The following is a 26,085-nucleotide window of genomic DNA, read 5'->3' as shown; positions in this document are numbered from 1 at the left end:
CCCTCGGCCACATTGCGCCGCACCAGAACAACCACCATGAATCCGATCGATCCCCAGCGCCGCGCCGACTGGCTGCTGCGCGCCGACCCCGTTGCGACGCGCGCACGATGATGCTGCGTGGCATGCCGCTCGCCGACGTTGCGGCCTGCGCGGGGTTCTCGGACCAGGCCCACATGACGCGCCATTTCACGAAGACCTTCGGCATTGCGCCGGCGCGCTGGTTGCGGATCGCGGGCGGCGCATCGGAGCGCGTCGTCACGATCGTTCAAGACAGGCGTCGCTAAGGGGCGTAGTCTCAAACGCGAGCAAAACGCTATCCGCGCAGTGAGCGTTTCTGCTGACACCCTACGGTCGGCCACGCCGGCCCTCATTGAACTGCGCGCCCGCATTTAGCCATTGCAGCAAGACGGAGCGGTTGGATTTCGCTCTTTTGTATTTTGATTGGGCAAGCCCGTAACGTGGGCGCGTCAGTATTCGAGTGTGGAGAGGTCTGCAGCTATGAGTCCATTTGCCGAATCGTTTGATCTCGAAGCCGCGTTCGGCGACGTGTCCGAATACTGGTCGCCGAAAGTTGTCGCGCAGGTCAATGATCAATACGTGAAGGTCGCGAAAGTGCGCGGCCAACTCGTGTGGCACGACCATGCGCACGAGGACGAACTATTCTTCGTCGTGCGCGGCCATCTGAAGATCGAATACGAAGGCGGGCATGTTGTCGATTTGCCCGCAGGTTCGATGCACGTGGTGCCGCGCGGCACGCTGCACAACCCGGTAGCCGACGACGAATGCTGGATCGTGCTGATCGAGCCCGTGCAGACGAAGCACACAGGCGACGTTGAGTCGCCGTTGACGAGGACGATCGAGCAGCAGTTGCGTCGATAACGCCCCTTGTCACGGGCACGGCACCCGCTTTCCCCTCAGCCGCTGGACCGCGCCGGGAAGGCACTGAATTATGAAACGCCAACTGAACGGTTCCAGCAATCTATTGCATCAACCGGTTGAATCCGCCGTCTGAGAGGAGTCGTTCAACCACAAAAGCGGGAGTTTCGTTACTGTGCTGCTTGAGCGACCTCATGAGCTTCAGGAAACTTCCAGCGACCGTTCAATACCGCTGCGTTCGGTCGGTACAGGCGCACCATGTAGTTCCAGTTGGGAGGCGTGACCAGACAGTTGGGCACGCTCCCATCGCAACCGCCAAATTGCACCGTTACAGCGCCATCAGCGTCCCGCTTCGCCAAAACGCTGCTGACCGTGTACGCACCCTGCGCGTTCGGCTCAAAAAAGCCCTTCTCGTTATAGACGCTAATCGACCAGAAACCCTTCACCGGCACGTTCGCAACTTTCAGCCGATAAACCGTGTTGCCGTCGTTGCGCGGTGGCACGACGTTGAGGTAGACCGCGTCCTTGTCCGGGTTACCGCCCCAGGCCATGGCCGCGCCAATCAGATGCCGTACGGGCGAGACCGTGCCAGGCATGCCAAACGCGCCATTCAGATCGCCGAGCGAGGATCCCAGCTTGAGGAGCGCATCATGCACGCTCTGCTGCGAGGCCCGGTCCCAGTCCGGCACCTCGAAGCTGCCCTTCGCCGCCTGCCGCCACGTGATACCGTCCTGCAACGCATGGGCAGCCTGCATGTCAGCGGGGTCGCGAACATCGGTGAGCGTTCGTACACCGATCAGGAGGTAACGCGTGCCGACCGCCTTGCGCGTGAACGTGTAAGGCCCGTTCCCGTACGCCACCAGCGGAACATTCTCGTCCTCGTTGATGGCGACAATCGAGCGAAGGCGCTTGCCTGCGTCCGGCAATGTGATGGTTACAGCGCCAGCGTCGAGATCGAACACGCCAGCGGAATACAGGGTATCGCGATTCGGCCGTATGACGGCCTGCCGCTCGACGGGCATCAAGTCGCGATAGTGAAGGAGCGTGCCGAAGCCGCCGTGTTTTGCGAGTGCCGAAAAGTACATGTCAGTTTCGGCACGCACGAAGTTGTCTACTGTTACCGGTACGGCGCCTGGACTGGCGGCTGTCTGTGCAGCGACCGGCAGCCCCGCCGTTGCAAGGGCTACCGCGAGCGAAAGCCTGAAACGGCGCAACAAGCGAACCTTCGACTTCATGCCTCCTCCTGTCTTTTCTTCAATGTCGAGACCCAGTTGGTCCGGTTGACGATCTTATAGGTGGGGAGGTGGCGGCGCCCCTCTCGTTTTGGGGTGGGGTACTGACGCAACGGCTGGAAGCCAGCGCGAGCGGTCGTCGCCCAGGCGACCTCTCGTCAGGCCGCTATATCGGGTCGATTTCCGTCAGTCTCTTGTCGTTCCGCACATCCGGTCAGGCGATGCGCTGCGGCTCTGTTGCAGCAGGCGTTCCGCGATGCATCGCGTCGACAATATCGGGGGCGAATAATACGCCGCGCGCTTCGACAATGAAGGCCGCCGCTACAGCCGTGGTGACGGTCGCCATGACGGCCGTCCGGTCCCGTGAGAGGGGATGCTTAACCGCGAGCCTCGCTCACCGCGTACGTCGATACGAATACGAGTCGTACGGTGTCGCCCGGGCGCACGTGCTGCATGTCCACGCCCTTTGCAACCTCGACCGTCACGGGCTGGTACGGGCCGCGCAGTTTGAGCCGGCGGTCCTTCAGGTTGACGTCCTGGACCGTCGCCTCGACTTCGACCTGGTGCGCGACTTCGTAGCCGCGCGTCTGCGCAACGAGAACGCCGGTATCGACACGCTTGCGAATCCCGTTCGACGACCCATTCAGCTTCTGCACGTCGACTGCCACCGCATCCCTGTATTGCATGTCGATCTGGTCACCCGCGGCCACGAGCATGCCGGGCTGCTGCGACGTGACGAGCGGCATCTGCACCAGGTTGCCCATTGGGCCCAGAACCATCATGGTGTTCCCGGCGCGATCGACCGAGAGAACCTCTGCGCGAATCGTAATGGCGGGGGACTGCGCAACGATCTCGCGGGTCGAAGCGCTCAGTGCGTCGTGAGCGCCAGCGGTTGCCGCAACGGTCATGCCGATCAACATTGCGGCTGCAAGAGTGGAAATCTTCATTTTGAACTCCTAAAAGTGATTCGATGAAATGCCTGCACATTCCGGCGTGGCGCGATTCGCCGCCCCGGCCAGTGAAACGCATCAGTTGGCGGCAGGCGCCTCGCAGCTAAACGTGATCTCGCGCTTGTCTGCTTCGGGATTCGATCCGGCAGTTGCAGGCTGGATAGAAGACAACTCGCGTACATTCTGGTCACCGCATAGCTTCTCTGCCTGTTTCATACACGTCTTGCTGCTTTCGAATAGTCCCTGGCATTGCACTCGGTAGATTTGCGCGCCACCCTGCAACTTGATGGTGTCGGTGTTGTGCGTCGGACCCGACGCTGTCGAGCAACCCGCGGCCATCGTCATGCACGCGGCGACAAGAAGGATTCGGATGTTCATCATTTTCTCGCTAACATTGTGTGGTGCCGGGGCCATGCCGCGGCATCTTCGATCGTTTGGTAACCGTTGCCCGGCGTGCTCGTTATCCGCCTTGCGCGAATACGAACCGGAGCACTGCGCTCAAACACCTGCCTACCACTGATACGACGCACCTACACCCACCGTGGTGCCGCCAGAACTCAACCCCGCGCCCACGCGCACCTTCACGTTCTGCTTTACGCGCGCGGTGACGCCGAGCGCCGTGGCCTGGTATCCCTTGTAGTTCGCCGTTCCAATTCCGACCGCGATCGTCTTGCCGAGATCGACATCGGGAATCATCGAAAGCGCGGTTGCTGCGGCTACGCCGGAATAAGCATTGCGTGCAACGTCGTTGATCGTCGATCGCATGCCGCCGATTTGCTGGTCCGTGTACTGCTGCGACTGTGTGGATGCCGCGTTGAGTTGATTCAGGTTCACAGCGTCGGTGCCTTGCGTGCCCGCGGCGACGTTAGTAATCTGCCGCTCGCTGCCGACATCGCCGACCGACACCGTGTTCGCGCGATTCGCGACCGAGCCCGCTCCGAGCGCGACCGAATTGTCCGCGTTGGCCGTAGCATTCGCGCCCATCGCCGTGGAGTGCGCCCCCCTGGCGTTCGCCGCCTCGGTTTGCGGGTTGCCGTCCGCGGTGAACATCGGATTCGATGCGCTCACCATCGAATTGTTGATCACGCTGAGCGCGCTGTTGAGCTGGTCCACGTTCACGGCATCCGTGCCCTCGCTGCCTGCCGTCACGTTGTGAATTCGCGTGCCGCCCGAACCGCCGTTGAGCGTGACAGTGCTGTAGTCGGTCGAGCCATCGGGATTTGTGCCGTAAGTGACTGCGGTGTTGGTGGTCCCGTCGCCGTTCACGAGGCCGGCATTCTTCAGTTGCGAGACGTTGACGGCATCGGTGTCCGCCGTACCCGCGGCGACGTTGGTGATCTGCCGTTCGCTTCCAGCCGCGCCAACCGAAACCGTGTTGTCGCGATTCGCCGTTGACCCGGCGCCCAGCGCGACGGCATTATCCGCACTCGCCGTTGCGTTCGCGCCGAGCGCCATCGAGCCCGCGCCGCTCGCGTTCGCCGCGCCACCCACAGCAACCGAATTCGCGCCGATCGCCTGCGAGTCCGGCAGCGCGGAGTTGGCATGGAAGTACTTGATGCCGCTGCCCGTGTTGATGTTGTTGATCGTGCTGTTGATTGCGTACAGCTGTGAGCCGTTCACGGCGTCCTTGCTGTTTTCGCTCACATCGCCGTCGGCTACGTTCGTCATCTTCCGGCCGGCGGCGTCGATACCGCCGGTCGTCATGCTTGGACCACCATTGATGGCGACGCCGTCGTTGTTGACGACCGTGTTGCCTGTCGTTACGGAGTTGAACGCCGGATCGGAGGAAACGTCGATCTTCAGGCTCTTCGTCTGCGGATCGTAGCTCGCGGTCGTGTTGCTGCCATCAACCACGTTAAGCGTGTCGCCAGGAGCGATGTTGTCTGATGAGCCCTGATTGGCGCGGATGTTCCAGCCCGCGTTCGCCACGGTATTCACCGCGTCCAGTTGCGACTTGTTTACCGCGTCGCTACCGTCGGTCCCGTCGGCGACGCCAGTGATCTTGCCGGTGCCGCCTTCGTTGATTGTGACCGTCCCGAACTTCGGCGAATCCGCCATCCGCAGTTGCATATCGCCATTGGCGTCGACCACGGTATTGAGGTTGCCGCCCGAGTATGTGCCAGCGGTCGATGCCGCGCCGGTGATGTTCATGGTTTCGCCGAGCTTGCGCGGCGCCGAACCGGTATTGCCCGCGAACGTGATCGGCTGGGAGGTCGCTGCGTTCAATTGCTCGACGTTGACCGCGTCGCTCGGGTCGCTGCCATCGGCGACGTTGGTGATCTTGTTGCTGCCCGTCGTGCCATGGCGCGCGCTATAAGCACCGGCGCCATTGTTCGCGGCAGGGTCCCACATCAATGCATCGCTGGCGACATGCTTGATCGACCCGTCGAGCAGTTCGAGCGCCTGGTTGGTTGCATAGAGTTGCGAGCCGTTCACGGCATCGGTGCTCGTCTGGCTCAATCGTCCGGCGGCCACGTTCGTGACGGTGCGCTCACTGCCGGCAGCACCCACGCTGACCGTGCTACCGGGGTTGGCACCCGCAAAACTATAGGCATTGCCCGCGATGGTCGCGCCCGGGGTCTTCACGGCTTCGCCCGTGACCGAGCCCGCGCCGAGCGCGACACTCTGCGCCTGGCTCGCGCTCGCGCCGGCGCCGATCGCGACAGCCGATGCGGCGCTCGCGGTCCCGCCGGTTCCTACCGCGATCGAATCGGTGCCCGACGCCACCGTTGGCGCACTTCCACCGCCGATCGCCAGCGAGCTCACACCCGAAATGCCATTCAACGTCGCAGTACTACCGATGCGCATGCTGTTGGCCATCGCACCCGTCTGACCGCCACCCACACCGAGATTGCCGCCATTGACGTAGAGCTCGCCACCGAGCGTCAGCGAAGTGCTTGCCGCCGTGGCGCCGGGGTTGGCGTCGCTGTAGAACAGTGCGCGATTGGTTTGCGATGCCTTGTCTCCCGAAAGGCAAAGCGCATTCGATGCGATGTTGCGAAGCTTGCTATTCGTGCCGAACGACGTCGTCGTGCCGTTTGCCGTGGTTCCAGTCGGCAGGTTGTATTGTTCATCCGTGATGAGCGTGCAGCCGTTATCGTTGCCGTCGTTGATGAAGATCCCCGCACCGGCGAATGCGTTCTGCGCGAGAAATGGTGAAGCTGCCAACACGAGCGAGGCGACCACGCCGCCGAACGACGCAAATCGAAGGACGCCCGCCTTGCTGCCGCGTTCGCCGCCCCCCTTTCCGTTTGCCTTCGACGATTCGCTCGCTGCTACGAAATTGTTGAGTTTTCTGCTCCACACCAATCGATAGATCTTGTTCACGACGCTTGCTCCGATGAGATATTTAGCGGCATGAACATCGATCTTCTCCGTCCCATGCCTTGCGACGACGGATAACGATTTAATATGGATACCTAACCATATAGCATGGGTCCCGAAATCGAGGACCACACAACTCGCACTTCCGTCACTGCGACCGAACGCCACACTTGCGCAGTGCAAATCGTTCGTTCGATCCTTGAGTTAGAGGATCTCACCGCAGACGCTTAACTGAAATTGGGCGAAGGCTGCGATGGGCCGCAGCAAATGCTTAAGCGCGCGGACAAGCCGCGCGTAGCGATGCCGTAGTGATGAATTGAGAGATGACCCGCTTGTCCCTCGCGGGCGAGCGCATCGGCGCGAGGGTTGGATCAGGCGACCGAGCGGCAGCGGGCCGTCAGAAAGGGGCGTCCGACGGCCCCCGTGGTTTGCGCTACGGTCTCACGCCGCGGATACGAGTAGGCTCATCGTAACGCGCGTACCACCATGTTTCGAATCGTCCATCGTCAGCGAGCCGCGCATGAACTCGACATATCTGCGGCAAAGCAGCCAGGCAAGCTGGGCGCCCGCCTCGTGAATTGCCTCCAGGCGAACCGGCGAACCTTCGGTGTGCGCTTGCCTGATTTCGAGCGTCAGGCGGCGTGAACCCGGCGTCGAGTCACGCACGTCAACCGCAACGTCAATTTTGCCGCCCGAACAAGGGACCAGCTGACGCACGATCAGTAGATACAAGGCTTTAGAAAATCGCTCCATATCGAGTTGCACCGGCGCGTCGGCATCCACCGACGAACTCAAAGTCAGGGCACAGTGGCGCGCCAGCGCAGCAGGCTGCACGGCATCGAGAACATCGCGCACGACGGCACTCGGCGAGACCTTTGCGTAAATGAGCACGAGTGAGCCATCCTGTAACGCGCGCAAGTCGTGGACGGCGTGGGCGATCCGTTCCGCTCGCTCGACAGCAAACTCGGTCTGTTTGTCGAGCCCGTCGTTGTCCGCGCCGAGCTTGATACGAAACTCGCGGTTCAGCGTTCTCAAATGTGCACTGATCGTCGTCAGCTCGTCACTAAGCGCCTCGAGCAGATGTCCAATGCTGCTCGCCAACGCCTCAGCGCTGTCGCGTTGCAGCGAAAGCAGACTGCTCAGTTCCTCCCGGCCGGTCAGGTCGATCGTGCCACACACCATCCCGAGCAATTCGCCCCGCTCGTTCCGGTAGGGCGTCAGCCAGAAGTGCGTCGATATCTCCTTTCCGTTTCGCGTCCACCGCCGATCCGCGGTCACGGGCCTGCCCGCGGCAACATAGCCGCTATAGCGTTCTTCGAGTTCGCGCGCGGTCGCGGCGTCAATGGTTGTGAGATCGTGAAGGCGCGTTCCGATCGCGGCCTCTAGCGTTATGTGATGCAGATCGAGAAAGGCCTGGTTGCACGACATGAGCCGTCCCTCTGTGTCGCGCAAATGTAGCGGTATCGGCGTCCCATCCAGCAGATTGCGCAGCAACCTCGATTCGCGCTCGGAAAGATTGGCAGGGTGCACTGTGTCGCTACCTGATCCTTCACGTACATCGATGAGCCCGTAGCGTCTGGCCAGTTCTGCGAGATCAATAATTGAACCCACATCGAGCTTTTTCATTAACCGGCTGCGATGTGCGCTCACGGTCTTATGGCTCAGCGCGAGTTCTTCTGCGATTTTGTTATTGCCCATGCCGCGCGCGAGATAAGCCATGACAGTCATCTCCCGCTCAGTCAACACGGCAAGCGGGCTTGAGACGTTTTCCGGCTTTCGCCTCATGGGTTCCGGATTTTCCCGGTGCGGGAAATAGCGATGGCCGGTAAGGATAGCGGTCACTGCTCTCCGAAGATTCTCAACACTCTCTTGCCGGCCAACGAAGCCGTCCATTCCGGTGTCGAAACCTCCTTGCACAAGCAGACTCGCGCCCGCGTCGCCGTAAAGCAGGGTTCGCACTTTTGGCGTGAGCGCGCCGATCCGCCTCATGAAGTCGGGTGCGTTGAACATGGGCAAATCGGTCGAAATGATGACAAGTTCGGGCTTCAAATCGCGAATGAAGAGAAGCGCCTTGCGCCCCGTATCCGCCTCACCCACCACTTCGTGCCCCGTCGCGCGAACCATATCGGCTAACGCATTGAGTTCAAGAGGACGACCACTTGCGACAATGATCCTTGCCATCTTCCCTCCTCCGTAGCCGGTACCCGATGCCGAGGATCTCCCTGAGACTTGAAGTGCCTGACGAATGACAGCTTCGTGGAAGGATAGTAGCGGAATAAAGCGGCGGCGGTCTTTCGCACGGCCTGCGACCAGGCCGTGAACCGCTTCGGTTCTGTTGGCTCAGATTCTCGGCGGTGATTCATCGGGCTCTGCCTGCCCCCCAAGCATGAAGCACACACCTACGGTGGCCAAATCCGCCAAGGGATAGTACTGGAAGGTCGCCGCCGAACCCGAGAGATTCACGTACCACGGGCTGCCCGTGAAGCTCGCATAACCAATCAGGCCGTAGCCGTTCACGCCCGTGCTGTCACCCGAGGTGTTGTCGCTGTTGTTGATCGCCGTGTGCGCGTACTGGAAAACGCCGCCGACGCGCCACCTGTCGTCGAGCGCCTTGTCGGCGCCGATCAGCAGACCGCCGTAGTTCGCGCTGTAGCCATCGACGTTGTCGCGTGCATCCTGGCTCGCGTGGCCGCCGAACGCCTGGCCCCAGACATTGACCTGTGAGTAGCTGTCGCCGGTCGCTAGATCCGTCGCGCAGTCGGCCTGCGCGAGACGCAGCGTGTTGGCGTGCGCGTTGACGATGCTCAGGGCATCGAAGGTCGGCGCCGTGGCCGCGCGCGCTCTGGAGCGGCGTGATTGTTCGTCCCCGATATGCTCGTGAATGGCGCAACGCGACTGCTACCGCCTCACGCAAGACCGCTCTATCCGTAACGGATATCGGTAGCCGTCGTCGCTACTTGAGGAGAGAGGTTGATGCCGCGGAGGCCCGCAAGACCGCTCAAGGCTGGTTCCGGGAATGGGAGCCGACTCAGCGACACGCGATCGGTGGCGAGCGCCGACTGAGACCATATGGGATCGGCCAGGAAGAGCCATTCAATCGATTCACACCTCGCTCACCCTTATAATCCGGTATGACTCCATCCATCTCCCACGCAGCAAGCCTGCGGCCGCCAGCACCGGCTGCCCGATTCATCGCTTTGCTGGTCGCGCACACCTCAGCGGGCCATTCATCATCCACGTGCGTGGAATGCACGTTCCACGCGCTGCGGCCGACGATCGTATGAAAATACCCAAACGACTAGCACCGCTTCTCGAAGAAGGACTTATCGACGAAGTCATTGGCCAGTTGATGAGCGGCAAGGAGGCAACCGTCTACGTCGTGCGCAGCGGCGAATCGACGCGTTGCGCCAAGGTCTACAAGGACGCGAAGCAGCGCAGTTTTCGCCAAGCCGCGTCGTATCGTGACGGTCGCAAGGTCAAGAACAGCCGGCAGGCGCGGGCGATGGAAAAGGGTACGCGCTACGGCCGTCAGATGCAGGAAGCGTCATGGCAGAACGCTGAAGTGGATGCGCTGTTCCGGCTCGCCAACGCAGGTGTGCGTGTGCCGCAACCCTTTATGTGTACCGACGGCGTGTTGCTGATGGAGTTGGTGATCGACGAGGCGGGTGACGTCGCACCACGCCTCAACGACGTCGATCTGACTGAAGCCCGCGCCCTCGAACTGCACGCGCTGCTGCTGAACCAAGTTGTCCGCATGCTCTGCGCGGGCGTAATTCACGGCGACCTATCGGAATACAACATCCTGCTGGCAGCGGATGGGCCGGTGATCATTGATCTGCCACAGGCCGTCGACGCAGCCGGCAACAACGACGCTGCCTCGATGCTCAAGCGAGACGTCGACAACCTGGCCGCGTACTTCGGACGGTTTGCACCGCAAATACTCACCACGAGTTATGGCACGGAGATCTGGGCGCTCTTCGAAGCGGGGCGGCTGCATGTCGATGCCGAACTGACCGGCCGCATCGAAGTCGACACGCGACCTGTGGACCTCGATGGCGTGCTGCAGGAACTCGAAGAGACACGTCTTGAGGAAGACGCGCGAGTGCGGCGACAGCAGGAACTGAGCGCAGGCCGGTAACCGTGCTCGATGTCGCCCGAAGATCGCCCGGAAGTGAAGGTCTTTGAGGATGTCGCCGCTCGGCCACCTTCGGCCACTGGCCCAGGCCTTCACGCGGACGTTCGAACGTCCGATCCCTCTCAAACAACAGAACTACGCTTGCAATCGTGTCGATCGATGTCGCTCGCCTCCCTGGGAACAGGGGCGCCCTCCGGCAAAGCCGTTCAGTGAGTTAATTTCCAGGGCGAAAGGCTCAGGAATCCTCCGACCTCCATCATTTGATGGAGAGAATCAGCCACGGGAGATTCCTCAATCCATGCTCACGCGTGTATCGCCGGATTAAGCGCCATCAGCGCCGTTGCATCGCCTAAACTTTATGAGGTCGAAGGGTCGCTCGGGTCGTTCATGCGTTGGATGACCGAAGAGAAGACGATGCTTCGAAAACGCTACCTGGCAACCCCGACGCAATGCACAGTCGGCCGCTCTCATAAGCGCGAGCCGACCTGAGCAGCACGCCGATCGAAGCTCGTACCGTCATGGCGCTCATCGCGGTGAATCGTCTCAGGAAGGTCTACGGGACACGAACCGGCCCTGTGATTGCTTTGCAGGACATTCGCTTCGAGGTCGAAAAGGGGGAATTCGTCGCGATCGTCGGCCCCTCGGGTTGCGGCAAGTCCACGCTCCTCAAGATCCTGACCGGGTTGATTCCCGCGTCAGAGGGTGAGGCGCGTCTCAGCGGCACCGGGATCACCGGGCCACGCCGGGACGTTGGCGTCGTCTTTCAATCACCGGTCCTCTTTCCCTGGCGGACCGTGCTGGACAATGTGCTGCTTCCCGTTGACGTGCAGCATCTTGATCGCGAAAAGCTCATGTCCCGCGCGCTGAGCCTGCTTTCTCTGGTGGGTCTCGAAGGTTTCGAAACACGCTATCCAAAGGAGCTGTCCGGCGGCATGCAACAGCGCACGGCGATGGTGCGAGCGCTGATTCACGACCCCGCCATCCTGTTCATGGACGAACCATTTGGTGCCCTCGATGCAATGACGCGAGAGCAGATGAACCTGCAGTTACAGCAGATCTGGCTCGAGCGAAAGGAAACCGTATTGTTCATCACGCATTCGATCCCGGAGGCGATCTTCCTCGCAGACCGGGTACTCGTGATGACACCACGCCCTGGCCAGATCGTGGATGACGTCGCGGTTGAACTCGCACGGCCGCGCCGGCTTGACGTCATGGCGACGCCCGACTTCGGGCGGTACGTGACCCGAATCCGGGATTACTTCAAGACCGCGAGCGACTTCGCAGCATGAGACCTCCTCCCAGATCGATACTGCGTCTGCTTCTCGTGCTGGCCATACTCGCTGCGTGGGAGGGGTTGGTTCGTCTCCTTGACGTCCCCGCCTATATCATTCCGGCGCCGTCGAGCGTTCTGGTCGCGCTCTACCGCGGACTCGCATCCACCCTCTACGTGCGGCATCTGTGGACCACGCTCGTCGAGACCCTTCTCGGCTTCGCGGTGGGCTCGGTCGTGGCGCTCGTACTCGGCACGCTCGTCGCGCTGAGCCGTCGCTGCGAGTATTTTCTCTACCCTTTCATTCTCATGTTCCAGGCGATGCCGAAGGTGGCGCTTGCGCCTCTCGTTATCATCTGGTTCGGTCTGGGGCTCGGCTCGAAGGTCGCGCAGGCATCGCTCACCGCCTTTTTCCCGCTGATGGTCAACACGATCGCAGGTCTGAGGTCCGCCGACGAGGATCGCATCGCCCTGATGCGCTCTCTCGACGCTTCGGAGTTGCAGATCTTCACGATGCTGCGGATGCCGAGCGCGATGCCCTACCTCTTTGCGGGCTTCGAGATCGCCATGATGCTCTCGCTCATTGGCGCGATCGTGGCCGAATTCGTTGGCGCGCAGAAGGGTCTGGGCGTGCTGATCATGGGCATGACCTACACGATGGACGTCGCAGGGCAGTTTTCGGTGCTCGTCATCCTGTCGCTGCTCGGACTGTTCCTGAACACGATCATTGTGCTGGTCCGGAGGCGCCTGCTCTTTTGGGACACGTCACCGGAAGCGCTCCCTGACGTTCCAAGTGAAGGGGCATATAAATGAAGCTCTTTTGCCAGTTTGTTGTCGCGACCCTGCTACTCGGCACGGCCGCAATTGACACCTCGGCCCAGACGCCCGTGCGGGTAGGCTGGTGCGTGCGTACGATCAGCGTCGGTGCAGCGCCCTTCGCCGTTGCGATGAAACTGGGCTGGTTTGAGCGGGACGGCATCAAGGTCGAGCTTGTGCCGGTCGGCGGTTCGACCGATTGCGTCAAGCTTGTCGCGACGAGGGAACTGCCCTACTCGCTGCCTTCGGTCGAACCCCTCGCCATCATCCGGTCGCAGGGCGTGAAGGCAAAGATCTTTTACACCGCGTACCAGGGCAACATCTACGGCATCGCTGTGCCACAAGCGAGTGGAATCACCAAGCTCGCTGATCTGAAGGACAAGTCGATCGGCGTCATCTCGATGAGTTCAGCGGGCGTCATCATCGCGCGCGCGCTCGCGGATGAGGTCGGGCTCAACCCGGACACCGACATTCACGTGGTCGTCACCGGCGAAGGTGCACAAACGGTCACGCTTCTGCGCGCTGGCCAGGTCGATGCCCTGAGCCAGTACGACATCCAATATGCGGTCGTCGAGAACGCAGGCATCAAGCTTAGGCTGCTTGCGTCGAAGGAGTTCGATCGATTTCCGTCGAATGGCTTCCTTGCACTCGAAGAAACGCTACAGACCAACCGCAAGCAGGCCGCGGCCCTCGCCCGCGGATTTGCCAAGGGAACCGTGTTTGCCATCGCCAATCCGGAAGCCGCGATCCGAATCCTGTGGGAGGTCTATCCCGAAACCAGGCCAACGGGGTTGGATGAGGCAACAGCGCTGCGTGAGAGCGTGCGGACACTCGAGGCGCGCCTCGCGAACATGAAGCTCGAAAAGGCGGGCGTGGCGAGATGGGGGGAGAGTTCCGAGACGAACTATTCAGCCTATGTCGCCTTCATGCAGAAGTGGGGGGTGACCAAAGTGAAGGTCGCAGCGAACGAGCTGATCACGAATGATCTCATCGACGAGATCAACGGATTCAATTCCGCCGATATCATCGCAATGGCGAAAGCCTGGAAGCAGAAATGACCAACGCGCACGCCCTCGCAATGGCAGGGACGTGCCGAGGTGACACACGCGCTCCAGGCTAACGTGATCGCGGACAGGGCCTTGGCGGCGCGATGAACGCAATCGCCACCCGGACCCGCAGTCGGCCGGGCACGTCCTTCGTGACGCATAACCCATATTGATTGAACGCAAAGCTCTTGCTCGGCAGCCGAGGCCCCGCGCCGCGCGCCTCACGCTCGCACGACGTTCGTCTGAACACTCCTTCCTTTAGACGCTGAAAATATTGATTGCATTTTCAACGGCTTATTCTTGCGCTGAAAAATCAGCTCGCGCCCAACGCCCTTCGCCATAGGACGAGTCCGAATCTCCGGGCGCATCCGTACCGATTGACAAGCCAAGCGCCACTTCCAATAATCGCCCCCGACTCGCCCATCAGGCTAATAGTCGCCACGTCAGGCACAGGCTCAATCGTCACTGCGTAGCTGTCCGTGCCCTGCGATCCAGTATCGCAAAACGATCATTAATCAGGAGACCCAATGACGCGTTCAATTCTCTTCGCCGCGACGCTCACCGTGTTCGCGCTCGCCCAGTCCGCTCAGGTTCAAGCCGTCACGATTCCTCCGGGCACCGCGCTCGCGGCAAAGCAGGAGATGACGCGGCAAAATCAATCCGAGGTCGAATCGCTAGATCCTGCCTACATCGAATCGTATTCGGCCAATCTCATCGGCCTTGATCTCTACGAAGGTCTGACACGCCTCGACGCAGCGGGGACTGTCGTGCCAGGCGTGGCAGAGTCCTGGACGCGCCCCGCCCCCGATACATGGGTATTCAAACTACGTCGAGACGCAAAATGGAGCGACGGCCGCCCCGTCACGGCCGCCGATTTCGTCTATGCCTGGCGGCGCATCGCGGACCCGAAAACCGCATCGCCTTATACCATCGCCGTCGAATTTCTGAAGAACGCGAAGGCGGTGATTGCGGGCAAGCAGCCGACCACCGCACTTGGCGTGCGCGCCATCGATCCCTACACGTTAGAGGTGAAGACAGAAGCGCCCACGCCATTTCTCACCGAACTGTTCGCCAATTCATCAATGGCGCCCGTCGATCGTGCGACGGTCGCGAAGTTCGGCGTCTCGTGGACGCGTCCCGGCAACCTCGTAGGAAACGGACCCTACGTCCTCGCCGACTGGCAGCCGAACAACCGTATCGTCCTCACGAAGAACCCGCGCTACTGGAATGCGGCCCATGTTGCTATCGCGAAGGTTACCTGGTTGCCGATCGAAAGCGACGAAACCGCCATGCGAATGTACCAGGCTGGCCAGATCGACATGACCTTCACGATTCCCTCCGGACAATACGCGCAGATTTCCAGAACGATGGGCGCCGACATCAAGGCCGGCTTGCGTATCGCGACTTACTATTACTCACTGAACAACGCCGATCCGGCGCTCCGTGACCCGCGTGTACGTCAAGCGCTTTCGATGGTGATCGATCGCAACCTGCTGACCTCGAAGATCACCCAAAGCGGCGAATCGCCCGCTTACGGACTGATCGTCAAGGGCACCAAAGGCGCAGATCAATTCACGCCGGACTGGGCTTCATGGCCGATGGCCAGGCGGATAGACACAGCGCGCACGCTGCTCAAGGCGTCAGGCGTTTCCGATGCGAAGCCGCTAACGATCACGCTCACCTACAACACCAACGATCTCCACAAGAAGGTCGCGCTCTTCGCTGCGAGCGAATGGCGCACCAAGCTGGGGGTCAACACGAAGCTCGACAACCTGGAATTCAAGGTGCTGCTCAAGCAGCGCCACGACGGCACGTATCAGGTCGCGCGCAACGGCTGGTTCGCCGACTATAACGACGCGATGACGTATTACAGCCTCGTGCAGTGCAACAGTCCGCAAAACGATCAGCGCAACTGCAACACAAAAGCGGACACCACGGCCGTCGAAGCCAACCTCCAGAGCGACGAGGCAAAGCGCCAGGCAATGCTCACGCAGGCGTTCGCGTTGACGATGAACGACTACCCGCTGCTGCCCATGTTCCAGTATTCGGCCGCCCGGCTCGTCAAGCCATTCGTTGGCGGCTATTCGCTCACGAATTACATCGATGAGCGCGCCACCCAGGACATGTACATCCTGAAGCACTAACGCGGGACGCTACCCCATGCTCGCCTACACCCTGCGCCGCGTGCTGTGGTCGGTGCCGACCGTGCTCGCGGTCATCACCGCCTGCTTTCTGCTGCTGCATCTCACGCCCGGTGGTCCGTTCGACACCGACAAGCGTCTCTCCGCCGCGGTCATGGCCAATCTCAACGCGCGCTATCACCTCGACGAGCCGCTATGGCAGCAGTACATCCGCTATCTCGGCGCGCTGCTGCACGGCGACCTCGGCAGTTCGTTCCGCTACGCCGACTGGTCGGTCAACGAGCTCGTGAAGAAGGCCGCGCCAGTGAGCCTCGGCATCGGTGGCCTCTCCATTCCGCTCGCGGTACTGCTGGGCGTCGCGCTTGGCACCCTCGCCGCCGTGCGCCGCAACAGCGCGATCGACCACGCCGTGATGTCGCTTGGCAATCTCGGCAACGTGTTGCCACCGTTCGTGCTCGGTCCGGTACTCGTGCTTGGCTTCGCTATCCTGCTCAAATCGCCAGACGGCAACGGCCTCTTTCCCGCAGGCGGTTGGGGCGAAGGCGACTGGCGTCACCGTGTGCTGCCCGTCGCGCTGCTCGTCATCATCAACATGGCCGCGATCGCGCGCGTCATGCGCGGCAGCCTGATTGAGGTGCTCTCCGGCAACTTCATCCGCACGGCGCGCGCCAAGGGCTTGCCCGCGCGCACCATCGTGTTGCGCCACGCCCTGCGCCCCGCGCTCATGCCCGTCGTCTCGTTGCTTGGCCCTGTATGCATTTCGTCGATCACGGCGGCCGTCGTCACCGAATCGGTTTTTGCGCTCCCTGGGCTCGGTCAACTGGTGGTGAACGGCGCGGTCAACCGCGACTACACGCTCGTGCTCGGCCTGGTCGTCCTCACCACGGTCTGCGCCGTGCTCTTCAATCTGCTCGTCGACCTCGCCTATGCGTGGCTCGATCCGCGCATCCGTTACTAACGAAGGCCTTGCCACCATGAACGCACCTGGTCTCATCGCGCCAGCCGCCACCGCGCAGAAGCGGCGCATGCCGCCCGCGCTGGCGCGCTTCGCGCGGCACCGTGCGGCGCTCGCAAGCGTCGTCATGCTCGCCCTCATCGCGCTGGCCTGCTTCGCGGGCCCCCTGTTCCTGCTCAATTCGCCCATCGACAGCGACTGGAGCGCGATCAGCCTCGCTCCTACGCTCCAGGGCGGTCACTGGTTCGGCACCGACGAACTGGGCCGCGACTTGCTGGCGCGCACGCTGGTCGGCGGCCGCGTCTCGCTCGAGGTGGGGCTGCTCGGCACCTTCGTTTCCGCGCTGGTCGGCGTGATCTACGGCGCAACGGCCGGCTATCTGGGCGGCCGCGTGGACGCCGTCATGATGCGCGTCGTCGACATGATGTACGCGATCCCCTACATGCTGATCGCCATTCTCATGGTCACGCTGTTCGGGCGCGCGTTCTCGCTCGTCGTGCTCACCATCAGCGCGTTTTCGTGGCTCGACATGGCACGCGTGGTGCGCGGGCAAACACTCTCGCTACGCTCGCGCGAATTCGTCGACGCGGCGCGCGCCATCGGCGTGCGACCCGCGGCGATCATCGCGCGCCATATCGTGCCGAATCTCGCGGGCATCGTCGCCGTCTACGCCACCGTTACCGTGCCGGCGATTATTCTTACGGAGTCCGTATTGTCGTTCCTCGGCCTTGGCGTCCAGGAACCCATGACGAGCTGGGGCGTGCTGATCCAGGACGGTGCGCAAAAGCTCGATGCCATGCCGTGGCTGCTGCTCTGCCCCGCTGTGCTGCTCTGCACGACGCTTTACTGCGTGAACTTCGTCGGCGACGGTCTGCGCGACGCACTCGACCCACGGGAGCGCTGACATGGCCCTGCTCGAAGTCCAGGACCTGAGCGTGCGTTTCGAACGCCGCGACGGACCGCCCGTGAAGGTCGTGCACGACGTGTCGTTTTCGCTCGATGCCGGCGGCACGCTCGGTATCGTCGGCGAATCGGGGTCCGGCAAAAGTCAAACCGTCATGGGGCTGCTGGGGTTGCTCGCTTCGAATGGGCGCGCCACCGGTCACGCACGCCTGTGCGGCGAGAATCTGCTTGCCATGAAGCCCCGCGCGCTCAACCGCATTCGCGGTGACCGCGTCGCCATCATCTTCCAGGACCCGATGACCTCGCTGAACCCGTTCCTCACCATCGAACGGCAAATGACCGAAGCGTTGCAATTACACCGCAAGCTTACGCGGCGCGCGGCGCGCCGGCGCGCGATCGAGGCGCTCGAACGCGTGCGCATTCCCGACGCGGTGCGGCGCATCGGCATGTATCCGCACGAGTTCTCGGGCGGCATGCGCCAGCGCGTGTTGATCGCCGCGGCGCTGATGATGGAGCCCGATGTGCTGATCGCCGACGAGCCGACCACGGCGCTCGACGTCACCGTTCAGGCGCAGATCATGGCGCTGCTGCGCGAGATGAATCGCGATCACGGCACGGCCATCCTGCTCATCACGCACGACATGGGCGTGGTGGCCGAGCTTTGCGACGACGTCATGGTGATGTACGCGGGCCGCACGGTGGAGAAGGCAAGCGCGCGCAATTTGTTCGTGCATCCGCTGCATCCATACACCGCCGGACTGCTGGGCGCGCGGCCGCGCCTCGATGCACCAGGCGGCGCGCCGTTGCGCACGATCCCAGGCAATCCGCCCTTGCCCGGCAGCGGTGGCGCCGGCTGCGCATTTGCGCCCCGCTGCGCGGCGGCGCTGGAGCGATGCCACACGCAGATGCCGCCGCTCGAATCCATCGGTGCGCCGCCACACTTGCGTTCGCGGGCGTGTCATCTACCCATCAGCGATAGCGTCGAACTGGAAGCCAGTGCATGACGAATCACACAAAAGCGCACACAAATGCGCAGACGAAAGCGCCTGGCATGCCTGACGACACGCTCCTGCGTGTGCGCGACCTCGCCGTGGATTTTCGCGTCGCACGCGGCCCGTGGCCGTGGCAGAAATCGCAACTGCACGCCGTGAACGGTATTTCGTTCGATGTGCGCCGCGGCGAAACGCTCGGGCTCGTGGGCGAATCGGGCTGCGGCAAGTCAACGCTCGCGCGCGCCGTGATCGGCCTATCGCCCGTCGCTTCGGGCAGCGTGACCTGGCAAGGCGAAGAAACCGTTTTCGGGACGCAACGGCGCCTCGGCGCGCTGCGTCGAGGCGTTCAGATGATCTTCCAGGATCCGCTCGCTTCGCTCGATCCGCGCATGTCGATCGGCGAGATCGTGGCCGAACCGTTGCGCACGCACGCGCCGCACCTGGGCCGCAAGGAAATCGCGCGCCGTGTGCTCACGATGCTCGAGCGTGTAGGCCTGAACGCGCGTCATCTCGAGCGCCGCGCGCACGAGTTCTCGGGCGGTCAGTGCCAGCGTGTGGGCATCGCGCGCGCGTTGGTCGGCGAGCCCGCGCTCGTGATCTGCGACGAACCGGTTTCCGCGCTCGACGTCTCCATTCAGGCACAGATCGTCAACCTGCTGCGCGACCTGCAACGCGACCTCGCGCTCTCGCTGCTTTTCGTCGGCCACGACCTCGCCGTGGTCAAAACGCTCAGCCATCGCGTCATGGTCATGTACCTCGGTCGCGTCATGGAACTCGGCACGCGCCAGGCCGTGTACGACGCACCCGCGCATCCCTACACGCGCGCCCTCCTCGACGCCGTACCGGTGGCCGACCCGGCGCGCGAGCGTCATGCGTCGCTGCTACGCGGCGAGATTCCTTCGCCGCTCAATCCGCCTTCAGGCTGCGCATTCCGCACGCGCTGCCCGAAGGCCTCTACCCAGTGCGCCGCGGCGGCGCCTGAACCGGCCGCCATCGGCCTTGGCGGTTCGATCGTCGCCTGCTGGCACCCGCGCGCGGCCGACGACTCCATTGCCGCCTGAAATACCCGCTTCGCACGCGCCAGCGGGTGTCACAACCGCTTCGCATTCCTGATTGATTGCGAATGTACGAAAAACACATGGAGGAAGACACGATGAAAAGAGAACGAAGAAACAGGAGCAGCGGCGCGCGGCTCGCGCTATTCGCGTTCGCCCTGCCGCTGAGCCTCGCAGCGGCTGCGCAAACCACAAGTGTTCAGCAGAACACACAGTCCGGGCAACCCGCTGCGCAGGTGCAGGCCCAGCAAGCCGCCCCAGTCATACCGAAAAAGACCCGACACAAGGCGCGCCGCAAATCGGCCAGAAGCACCGCGGCTGCGAACGCGCAGGCTGCAACCCAGGCGGGACAACCTTCAGCCGCCGTGCAAATGCACGCGCCGCGCGTCGACCCGCTCGTGGAGCCCAACGCGGTCGACCGCCTCGCATCCGGCTCGCCGGATCAGCACGCCGACCAAACCGTGCGGGCCGACAACCCAAAGCAGCCGCAGTCGAGCCAGGCGCAAAGCAAGGGCTTCATAGCGGATAGCAGCCTCACCCTCAACCTTCGCAACTACCTCGACCACTTCGACAACGAAGGCGGCCCGCATCGCCATGCGTGGGTGCAGGGCGCGATGCTCGACTACACCTCGGGCTATACGCAGGGCCTCGTGGGTCTCGGCCTCGACGCGTCGCTCTACGGCGCGCTGAAACTCGACGGCGGACAGGGCGCGGGCAACATGGTGCACGTGGGCAAGGACGGCGGCGGCTCGAACCAGCTTGCGTGGGCCTACCCCGGCATCTGGGACGTCAAGGCCCGTATTTCCGATACGGTCGCGAAGTACGGCCTGCAAATGGTCTCGGACAACCCGTTCTTCGAGCCGCACGACAACCGCGCGCTGCCGCCTACCTTCCTTGGCGTCTCGCTCGTCAGCAAGGACCTGTCCGACGCGGTGCTCCAGGCGGGCAGTTTCACGAAGGTCAATCCGCGCGGCCACACCAATCTCGTCGATCTCTCGACCTCGTACGGCGGCGTGAAATTCAAGCGCTTCAGCTACCTGGGCGGCAGCTGGGACTACAGCAAGAACGGGAGCCTCTCGCTTTTCGCCAACCAGGCCGACGACGTCTGGCGCCAGTACTACGCCTCCTTGCAGCAGAGCTACGGCGACCCCTCGACGATCAAGTGGACCGGCTTCTTCAACATCTACTCGACGCACGATCAGGGCAGCGCGATGCAGGGCCCCATCGACAGCAACGCGTACAGTCTTTCGCTTGCCGCACAGCACGGCCCGCATTCGCTCCTGCTCGGCTACCAGCAGATTCTCGGCGACCAGTTCTACGACTATGTGAACGAGACGGCAGGCGACTATCTCGTCAACTCGATGGACGTGGACTACAACGCGCCGCATGAACAGTCGTTTCAGGTCCGCTATGGTTTCGACGGCGCCTATGCGGGCCTGCCGGGCGCGAAAGCCATGCTCTGGTATGCACTCGGCTGGGGCGCCAATGCGTCGGCGGGGGCAGCCGCCAACCCCACGCCCGCGAGCCCGTTCTATAACCTCTACTGGAGGAACGGGCAGCCCGTGCACGGCTCGCACCACGAGTTTGGCTTCATTCCGAGCTATACGCTGCAAAGCGGGCGCTTCAAGGACACGAAGATCACCTTCATCGCCATGTGGCATCACGCCTCGAAGTACTACTCCGACCCGAGTAACCAGGAATACCGGCTCGTCATCAACATGCCGTTGAAGCTGTTCTGAAGCGCCGCGGCCGTGACGCGGCGGCGCGGGCCGCCGCCGCGTGCGTCGTGCGCCTCAAGCCTCGCGGGCGAACACCTCGCGCGCGGCGAAGAGGCCGTTGAGCGCCGCTGGAAAGCCCGCGTACACGGCCATCTGCATGATCGTCTCGACGATCTCTTCACGCGTGAGCCCCACGTTCAGGCCCGCGGCAATATGGACCTTGAGCTGCGGCTGCGCGTGGCCAATGGCCGTGAGCGCCGCGATGGTGGCGATCTCCCGCGAGCGAAGGTCGAGACCGGGCCGCGCGTAGATGTCGCCAAATGGAAATTCCAGCAGATACTGCGCGAAATCCGGCGCGATATCGGCGAGCGAGTCGATCACGTGCTCGCCGCCGCTGCCGTCAATCGCCGAGAGCATGCGCTTGCCTCTTGCGAGGCGGCTTTCCTGCTGGGCGGCGCTGACCTGATTCATTGTTTCGTGCATTCTCGTTCCTTTGCATGGCGTGGGAATAACCTTCGATCTTTTTGTCGAGGACGAGAAGACACGCCTTGAGCTCGGCCACTTGCGCACGCACCGCTTCGCGATGCGCCGCCAGCAACTCGCGGCGCTCGCACTCGGTTGACTCACCCGCCGCGCGCAGTTGCGCGTAGCGCAACATGCCCTGGATCGGCATGCCCGTGGTCTTCAGGCGACCGAGGAACTCGATCCAGTCGAGCACCGAGCGCTCGTAAGCGCGCTGGCCCGCTTCGTCGCGCACCGCATAGGGAATCAACCCGATGCGCTCGTAGTAGCGGATCGTGTGGGCCGATAGGCCCGTGAGCGCCGCCAGTTCGCCAATCTTCATGCGCTTCTCCTCATCGACGTTCTGAATGGTGGGACTTCGAGTGCACTCCAGGTCAAGCTTTTTTTGCGCGGGCGAATGTCCCTGCACAATAGACCTGAAAAAATTCGCAATAGACTCGGAAAATATCGTCGGGCGGCAGGCAATAGAACCGAAAAAACGAAACGAAAATGAAGGGGTTCTATTGCATTCGATCAATTGTGGTCATCCATGTTTTTCCAGAAAATCAGCGCCATCTAGGCACGCAATTCACGTCACCACAAAAGCAATATACCCCTGATCGAACTATCTACGCCTACCGCTACGGAATTCAGAAGGCGGAAACGAGTGAACAAACTAACGTGATAACGCCCCTTATCACGGGCAACCTGCCACGCTTTGACCACCGTCGAGGTCACGACACGAGGCCGCCTCGAACTCGACCGTCGCCCTGCCCCGTTCGGCCGTCCGGCATCCAGCTTGATGACGCCGTGGTCTACGCTCTCGCAGTTCAGGAGCGGGCCAGAACCCGCCGGTAAGCGAGCGGGGAAGCCTGCCGCTGCAACGGCCGTAATTCTCCATAACCTGACGGACGAGCTACGCACACAAATCGGCCGTAGCAGACATTCGGGGAGCAGCGTATGTGAGGCAGCTTCATATCGCCTTTCTGCCATACGGACCTTCGCGACCGCGGATGTCAGGTGTCGCCTTCTGAGGATGAGTACTCTCGACCCAGTTCGGCCCGTTCGACACTTGATAGGCGGACAGTTTCTTGATCGGGCGTAACGATCAATCGCACGTGGCCCTTGCCGATACCTCAACTCCCATCAACTATGTCGATTTCGTCGAATTGCGTTGACATTGGACACGCCTCATGATTCCCCGCGAAACGGCTGGTTCGGTGCCAACTCATTCTTGCATCCTGACAAAGTCAAAGCGCAACCGTGCGGGCTGCACCGATCGAAGACTGATGCTTAAGTTGCCGGAACGACTGCCCAGCCGAGCGCGCGTCCGACGCGCGGCTCTCGTCTGCACCTCAAGGGGCATCATCGCCTAGCCTACTGCGCGGATTTTGGCCGATTATCGGTTTAACGCATCTATGACATCTTTTGTCGGTTCGATAGCCCACATTCGATTTGGTGATCATCTCGGTACTTTCCCAGTATCCAATTTCCGCAATTTTGTCCTACCTTTTATTTCAAGTACGGATCGTGATCCTGTCAATCTTCGCTTTGCTTTAATCTGCCATCTATCAGGAAATTATGATCAGAGATGTCTTTAACTTACTGTCCGTCAGCAGGTGTGCCTGAGTAGTGACAGAAGTATCAATGCCGGAATATTTCCCGCAGATATAGGCAGATTTACATGAGATCTTGTGCGGTGTAAGCATGAGAACTAGTTAAAACGTCCGATATCGGAGCGGCTCAGTAACAGCGAGCCACGTGGATCCCCTGTGCTCGACCGAGATCAATTGGGAGAATCCTATGCAGACTGCGCAGAGCGGCCACAAGATGATAAGGAACTTTCCGACTCATCATATGATGCGGTTTTTTTGCCTGCTCGTATTCCTTATACCGATGCTTTGCACTAGGAATGTAAATGCAGATCCTTGCCCAATGCCGACAAAGCTTGGCGACATTCCGACAAGGCTCGTTGTGGTTGTGCCAGCGACGACACAGGGTCCCGAAGAGTGGCAATCGTTTTTGAGAAGGCTGGAACGTGACCCCCAACATAAACAGATCGCGTGGCTCGTATATCGCCATGACATCACTTACGCCACAAAGGGGAGTGCTCGAAATGTAGCCAAGGACATTTCCGCTTGTATAGATCAATGGGCGCAAGCGCCGCAATATCAATCAGTGACCCTTATAGGGCACAGCATCGGTGGAATGCTCCTCAGACACGCCTATCTGATCGGCGCCGGCGCTATGCCAGGATTGCCGGCAGCTCCTCATCCATGGACTGAGAAGGTGGACCGCATACTCCTTTTTTCGTCGGTGAACAGGGGCGTCAGCGGGAAAAATTTTGGCAGGTGGTACGGCCCCGTTACATGGCTTGCGAGAACTTTTCCTCACCCCCATCTGATAGTCGAAGACTTCCAGGTCGGGTCCGATTTTATTGCCGATACTCGAATCGCCTGGATTCGATATTTCGGCGAGCTTCAATCCTCATCGATCCACAATCCGAGTGTCATCATTCCCAAGGTGACACAGTTCTGGGGGACTCAAGATTCTGTGGTAACGGAAAGTGATAACTCCGATCTTGAGGCATTTAGTGGACCAGTGTTGATTCGAATACAAGGTGCGAATCATCGAAATTTACAACAGCTTGACCCGCCTTACACGACGACTGGCGATGCCCGCTGGGAGAAATTCCGTGACGCACTTTTTGAAAACAGCAAACCTACTTTGAAAACATATGTTCCACGTCGGGTCTTATTCATCGTTCGAGGAATCCGTGACTCTTCAAATTCTGCATGGGTTTCAGAGCTAGCATCCGATGCCCAATCGACATATGGGCATGAGAATATCGCCGAGATTGAGTATGGTTATTTTTCGGCGGCGCATTTTGCAATTCGTCCCTTGCGACGTAAGCCCCTTCCCGAGTTTCGAGACCGCTATGCAGAACTTCTAGCTCAGAATCCGATGACCACTTTCGATTTCATCGGTCATAGCAACGGTACGTACCTGCTTGCGCAGAGTCTACTTTCGACACCGTCGATGAAATTTAAAAACGTGGTCCTCGCGGCACCAGTTCTTCCTGTCGACTTCGATTGGAAGAAGATTTTTGATCGTGGCCAGGTCAAGGCGATGCGCTACGAAATGGCTTCGCGAGACTGGGCGGTGGGAATATTGTGTCCAGCTCTCCGGGCGATCGGATTCACTGACGTGGGACCTGCAGGAGTTCTCGGTTTTGGCGCTCCGACTGCGATGCAACCGGGGCAGGTCGTCGACGTGGGCTGGTATCAAGGGGGGCATGGGGAATCACTACGCGACGACGATAACCTTCGTCACCTGCTCAACTTCGCCGAAACGGGGGAGGATTTCGCCGCGGGTGAGACCGTACTACACGAACTAGGCGCAATGCGATTTTTCTCAAATGTGACCCCTTACATGGTTTGGTTCGCACTGGTTATGCTGGCCGTGGCTGGTGGGTTCGCTTTCAGGCGCAATAAGCGCCACTTCGGAAAGATTGTGCTGTCGACGTTAGTGGTGACGATCATTCTCTACGTGTTACTCGATGTAATATGAAAATTTTCCGATCATCAAATATAGATTTGATATTCGATGTGATTCTCGCAATCGGCGTAAAGCTTATGCACGATATGAAAATCCAAGCACCACAACGAAGCCCGCCCTTCTGTTAAGAAAATATCCATGCCAAAATTTAAAACTTGAATATCAATTCGAATTAAATGCGATTTATAGGGTTCGCAATCGTATTTCAGACTCCAAACAAAATAGAGACGAACTGTATCGCCGCATTTTACCAAAGAGGCTATATTTCACGCATTAGGTAGGTGCTGCCGCCGAATCGGCCAGTGGATCCTTTGACTATTATATTTTTCCGCATTGTCGAAACTCGCTATGGCACCGACTCACGAGTACGTCCTCCATCAAACAAACGTCCAAACCCCTGTCTTGCACTGCGTTCTGGTGCATGGGACATTTGCACGGGATTCTGAGTGGACCCGGGAGAACTCTTTTCTGACGAGAGAGCTACTACTGCTCGAGCCTGGTGGTGTCACGATTGGCAAGTTCGTATGGTCTGGGAAGAATCGCCACGACCACCGAATCTTGGCATCGGCGGCTCTCCGCGAACGCCTCGCGAGCGAGGCCGCCGCTCGCCCGA

21 protein-coding genes are annotated in these 26,085 nt (G+C 60.9%); 13 read left to right on the top strand and 8 right to left on the bottom strand.

Annotated features, from left to right (window positions below; translation table 11 throughout):
* The first annotated feature begins 107 nt into the window (after positions 1–107).
* Positions 108–284 carry a helix-turn-helix domain-containing protein gene (locus JMY28_RS13390; RefSeq protein ID WP_201696421.1) on the top strand — a complete coding sequence of 59 codons (177 nt, stop codon included), beginning with the start codon at positions 108–110 and terminating at the stop codon, positions 282–284.
* A 214-nt stretch (positions 285–498) separates the two neighbouring features.
* On the top strand, positions 499–879 hold the full coding sequence (locus JMY28_RS13385) for a cupin domain-containing protein (RefSeq protein WP_201696420.1): 381 nt from the start codon (positions 499–501) through the stop codon (positions 877–879).
* 167 nt (positions 880–1,046) lie between these two features.
* Here the strand turns inward: JMY28_RS13385 and JMY28_RS13380 are convergent, their stop codons facing one another.
* The 6 genes from JMY28_RS13380 to JMY28_RS13360 form a co-directional block, all read right to left on the bottom strand.
* Entirely contained in the window at positions 1,047–2,093 is a 1,047-nt protein-coding gene (locus JMY28_RS13380) for a DUF1254 domain-containing protein (protein WP_236596845.1), read from the bottom strand.
* 229 nt (positions 2,094–2,322) lie between these two features.
* The gene (locus JMY28_RS39330) at positions 2,323–2,454 is read right to left on the bottom strand and encodes a hypothetical protein (protein WP_268960635.1); all 132 of its coding nucleotides are present in this window, start codon (positions 2,452–2,454) and stop codon (positions 2,323–2,325) included.
* Positions 2,455–2,485: 31 nt separating this feature from the next.
* Positions 2,486–3,055, bottom strand: coding sequence for a hypothetical protein (locus tag JMY28_RS13375; protein ID WP_201696418.1), 570 nt, complete (start codon positions 3,053–3,055; stop codon positions 2,486–2,488).
* A 513-nt stretch (positions 3,056–3,568) separates the two neighbouring features.
* On the bottom strand, positions 3,569–6,385 hold the full coding sequence (locus tag JMY28_RS13370; RefSeq protein WP_201696417.1) for a YadA-like family protein: 2,817 nt from the start codon (positions 6,383–6,385) through the stop codon (positions 3,569–3,571).
* A gap of 438 nt (positions 6,386–6,823) precedes the next feature.
* On the bottom strand, positions 6,824–8,563 hold the full coding sequence (locus JMY28_RS13365) for a LuxR C-terminal-related transcriptional regulator (RefSeq protein ID WP_201696416.1): 1,740 nt from the start codon (positions 8,561–8,563) through the stop codon (positions 6,824–6,826).
* Positions 8,564–8,722: 159 nt separating this feature from the next.
* Entirely contained in the window at positions 8,723–9,253 is a 531-nt protein-coding gene (locus tag JMY28_RS13360) for an autotransporter outer membrane beta-barrel domain-containing protein (RefSeq protein ID WP_407945505.1), read from the bottom strand.
* Between the two features lie 409 nt (positions 9,254–9,662).
* On the opposite strand from JMY28_RS13360, the gene JMY28_RS13355 reads away from it, so the two are divergent.
* From JMY28_RS13355 to JMY28_RS13310, 10 genes are all read left to right on the top strand, one after another.
* Positions 9,663–10,520, top strand: coding sequence for a PA4780 family RIO1-like protein kinase (locus JMY28_RS13355; RefSeq protein ID WP_201696663.1), 858 nt, complete (start codon positions 9,663–9,665; stop codon positions 10,518–10,520).
* Between the two features lie 515 nt (positions 10,521–11,035).
* Complete coding sequence (locus tag JMY28_RS13350) at positions 11,036–11,806, top strand: ABC transporter ATP-binding protein (RefSeq protein ID WP_201696415.1); 771 nt, start codon at positions 11,036–11,038, stop codon at positions 11,804–11,806.
* Positions 11,803–12,600, top strand: a complete 798-nt coding sequence (locus tag JMY28_RS13345; protein WP_201696414.1) for an ABC transporter permease — start codon at positions 11,803–11,805, stop codon at positions 12,598–12,600. Before JMY28_RS13350 ends, JMY28_RS13345 begins: the two co-directional genes overlap by 4 nt.
* Positions 12,597–13,661: an ABC transporter substrate-binding protein gene (locus JMY28_RS13340; protein WP_201696413.1), complete on the top strand. Its 1,065-nt coding sequence runs from the start codon at positions 12,597–12,599 to the stop codon at positions 13,659–13,661. The genes JMY28_RS13345 and JMY28_RS13340 overlap by 4 nt, the downstream gene beginning before the upstream one ends.
* Before the next feature lie 515 nt (positions 13,662–14,176).
* The gene (locus tag JMY28_RS13335) at positions 14,177–15,793 is read left to right on the top strand and encodes a peptide ABC transporter substrate-binding protein (protein WP_201696412.1); all 1,617 of its coding nucleotides are present in this window, start codon (positions 14,177–14,179) and stop codon (positions 15,791–15,793) included.
* A 16-nt stretch (positions 15,794–15,809) separates the two neighbouring features.
* Positions 15,810–16,748 (top strand): ABC transporter permease subunit, encoded by a 939-nt coding sequence (locus JMY28_RS13330; protein WP_201696411.1) that lies wholly within the window; start codon positions 15,810–15,812, stop codon positions 16,746–16,748.
* 16 nt (positions 16,749–16,764) lie between these two features.
* Positions 16,765–17,649, top strand: a complete 885-nt coding sequence (locus JMY28_RS13325) for an ABC transporter permease (protein ID WP_236596844.1) — start codon at positions 16,765–16,767, stop codon at positions 17,647–17,649.
* Between the two features lies 1 nt (position 17,650).
* Entirely contained in the window at positions 17,651–18,652 is a 1,002-nt protein-coding gene (locus JMY28_RS13320) for an ABC transporter ATP-binding protein (protein WP_201696409.1), read from the top strand.
* Positions 18,653–18,699: 47 nt separating this feature from the next.
* Positions 18,700–19,701, top strand: coding sequence for an ABC transporter ATP-binding protein (locus tag JMY28_RS13315; protein ID WP_201696662.1), 1,002 nt, complete (start codon positions 18,700–18,702; stop codon positions 19,699–19,701).
* A gap of 92 nt (positions 19,702–19,793) precedes the next feature.
* Positions 19,794–21,434 carry an OprD family outer membrane porin gene (locus JMY28_RS13310; protein ID WP_236596843.1) on the top strand — a complete coding sequence of 547 codons (1,641 nt, stop codon included), beginning with the start codon at positions 19,794–19,796 and terminating at the stop codon, positions 21,432–21,434.
* 54 nt (positions 21,435–21,488) lie between these two features.
* Here the strand turns inward: JMY28_RS13310 and JMY28_RS13305 are convergent, their stop codons facing one another.
* Together JMY28_RS13305 and JMY28_RS13300 are read right to left on the bottom strand one after the other, a co-directional pair.
* Entirely contained in the window at positions 21,489–21,884 is a 396-nt protein-coding gene (locus JMY28_RS13305) for a carboxymuconolactone decarboxylase family protein (protein WP_201696408.1), read from the bottom strand.
* Entirely contained in the window at positions 21,814–22,257 is a 444-nt protein-coding gene (locus tag JMY28_RS13300; protein WP_201696407.1) for a MerR family transcriptional regulator, read from the bottom strand. The genes JMY28_RS13305 and JMY28_RS13300 overlap by 71 nt, the downstream gene beginning before the upstream one ends.
* Before the next feature lie 1,592 nt (positions 22,258–23,849).
* Here JMY28_RS13300 and JMY28_RS13295 point away from each other — a divergent pair.
* Positions 23,850–25,484 (top strand): esterase/lipase family protein, encoded by a 1,635-nt coding sequence (locus tag JMY28_RS13295; protein ID WP_201696406.1) that lies wholly within the window; start codon positions 23,850–23,852, stop codon positions 25,482–25,484.
* The last annotated feature ends 601 nt before the right edge of the window (positions 25,485–26,085 follow it).

The organism is Paraburkholderia hiiakae, assembly GCF_904848665.1.
GTDB classification, from domain to species: Bacteria; Pseudomonadota; Gammaproteobacteria; order Burkholderiales; family Burkholderiaceae; genus Paraburkholderia; species Paraburkholderia hiiakae.
The sequence above is the reverse complement of the archived record's forward strand: the minus strand, read 5'-3'. Positions and strand labels throughout refer to the sequence as shown.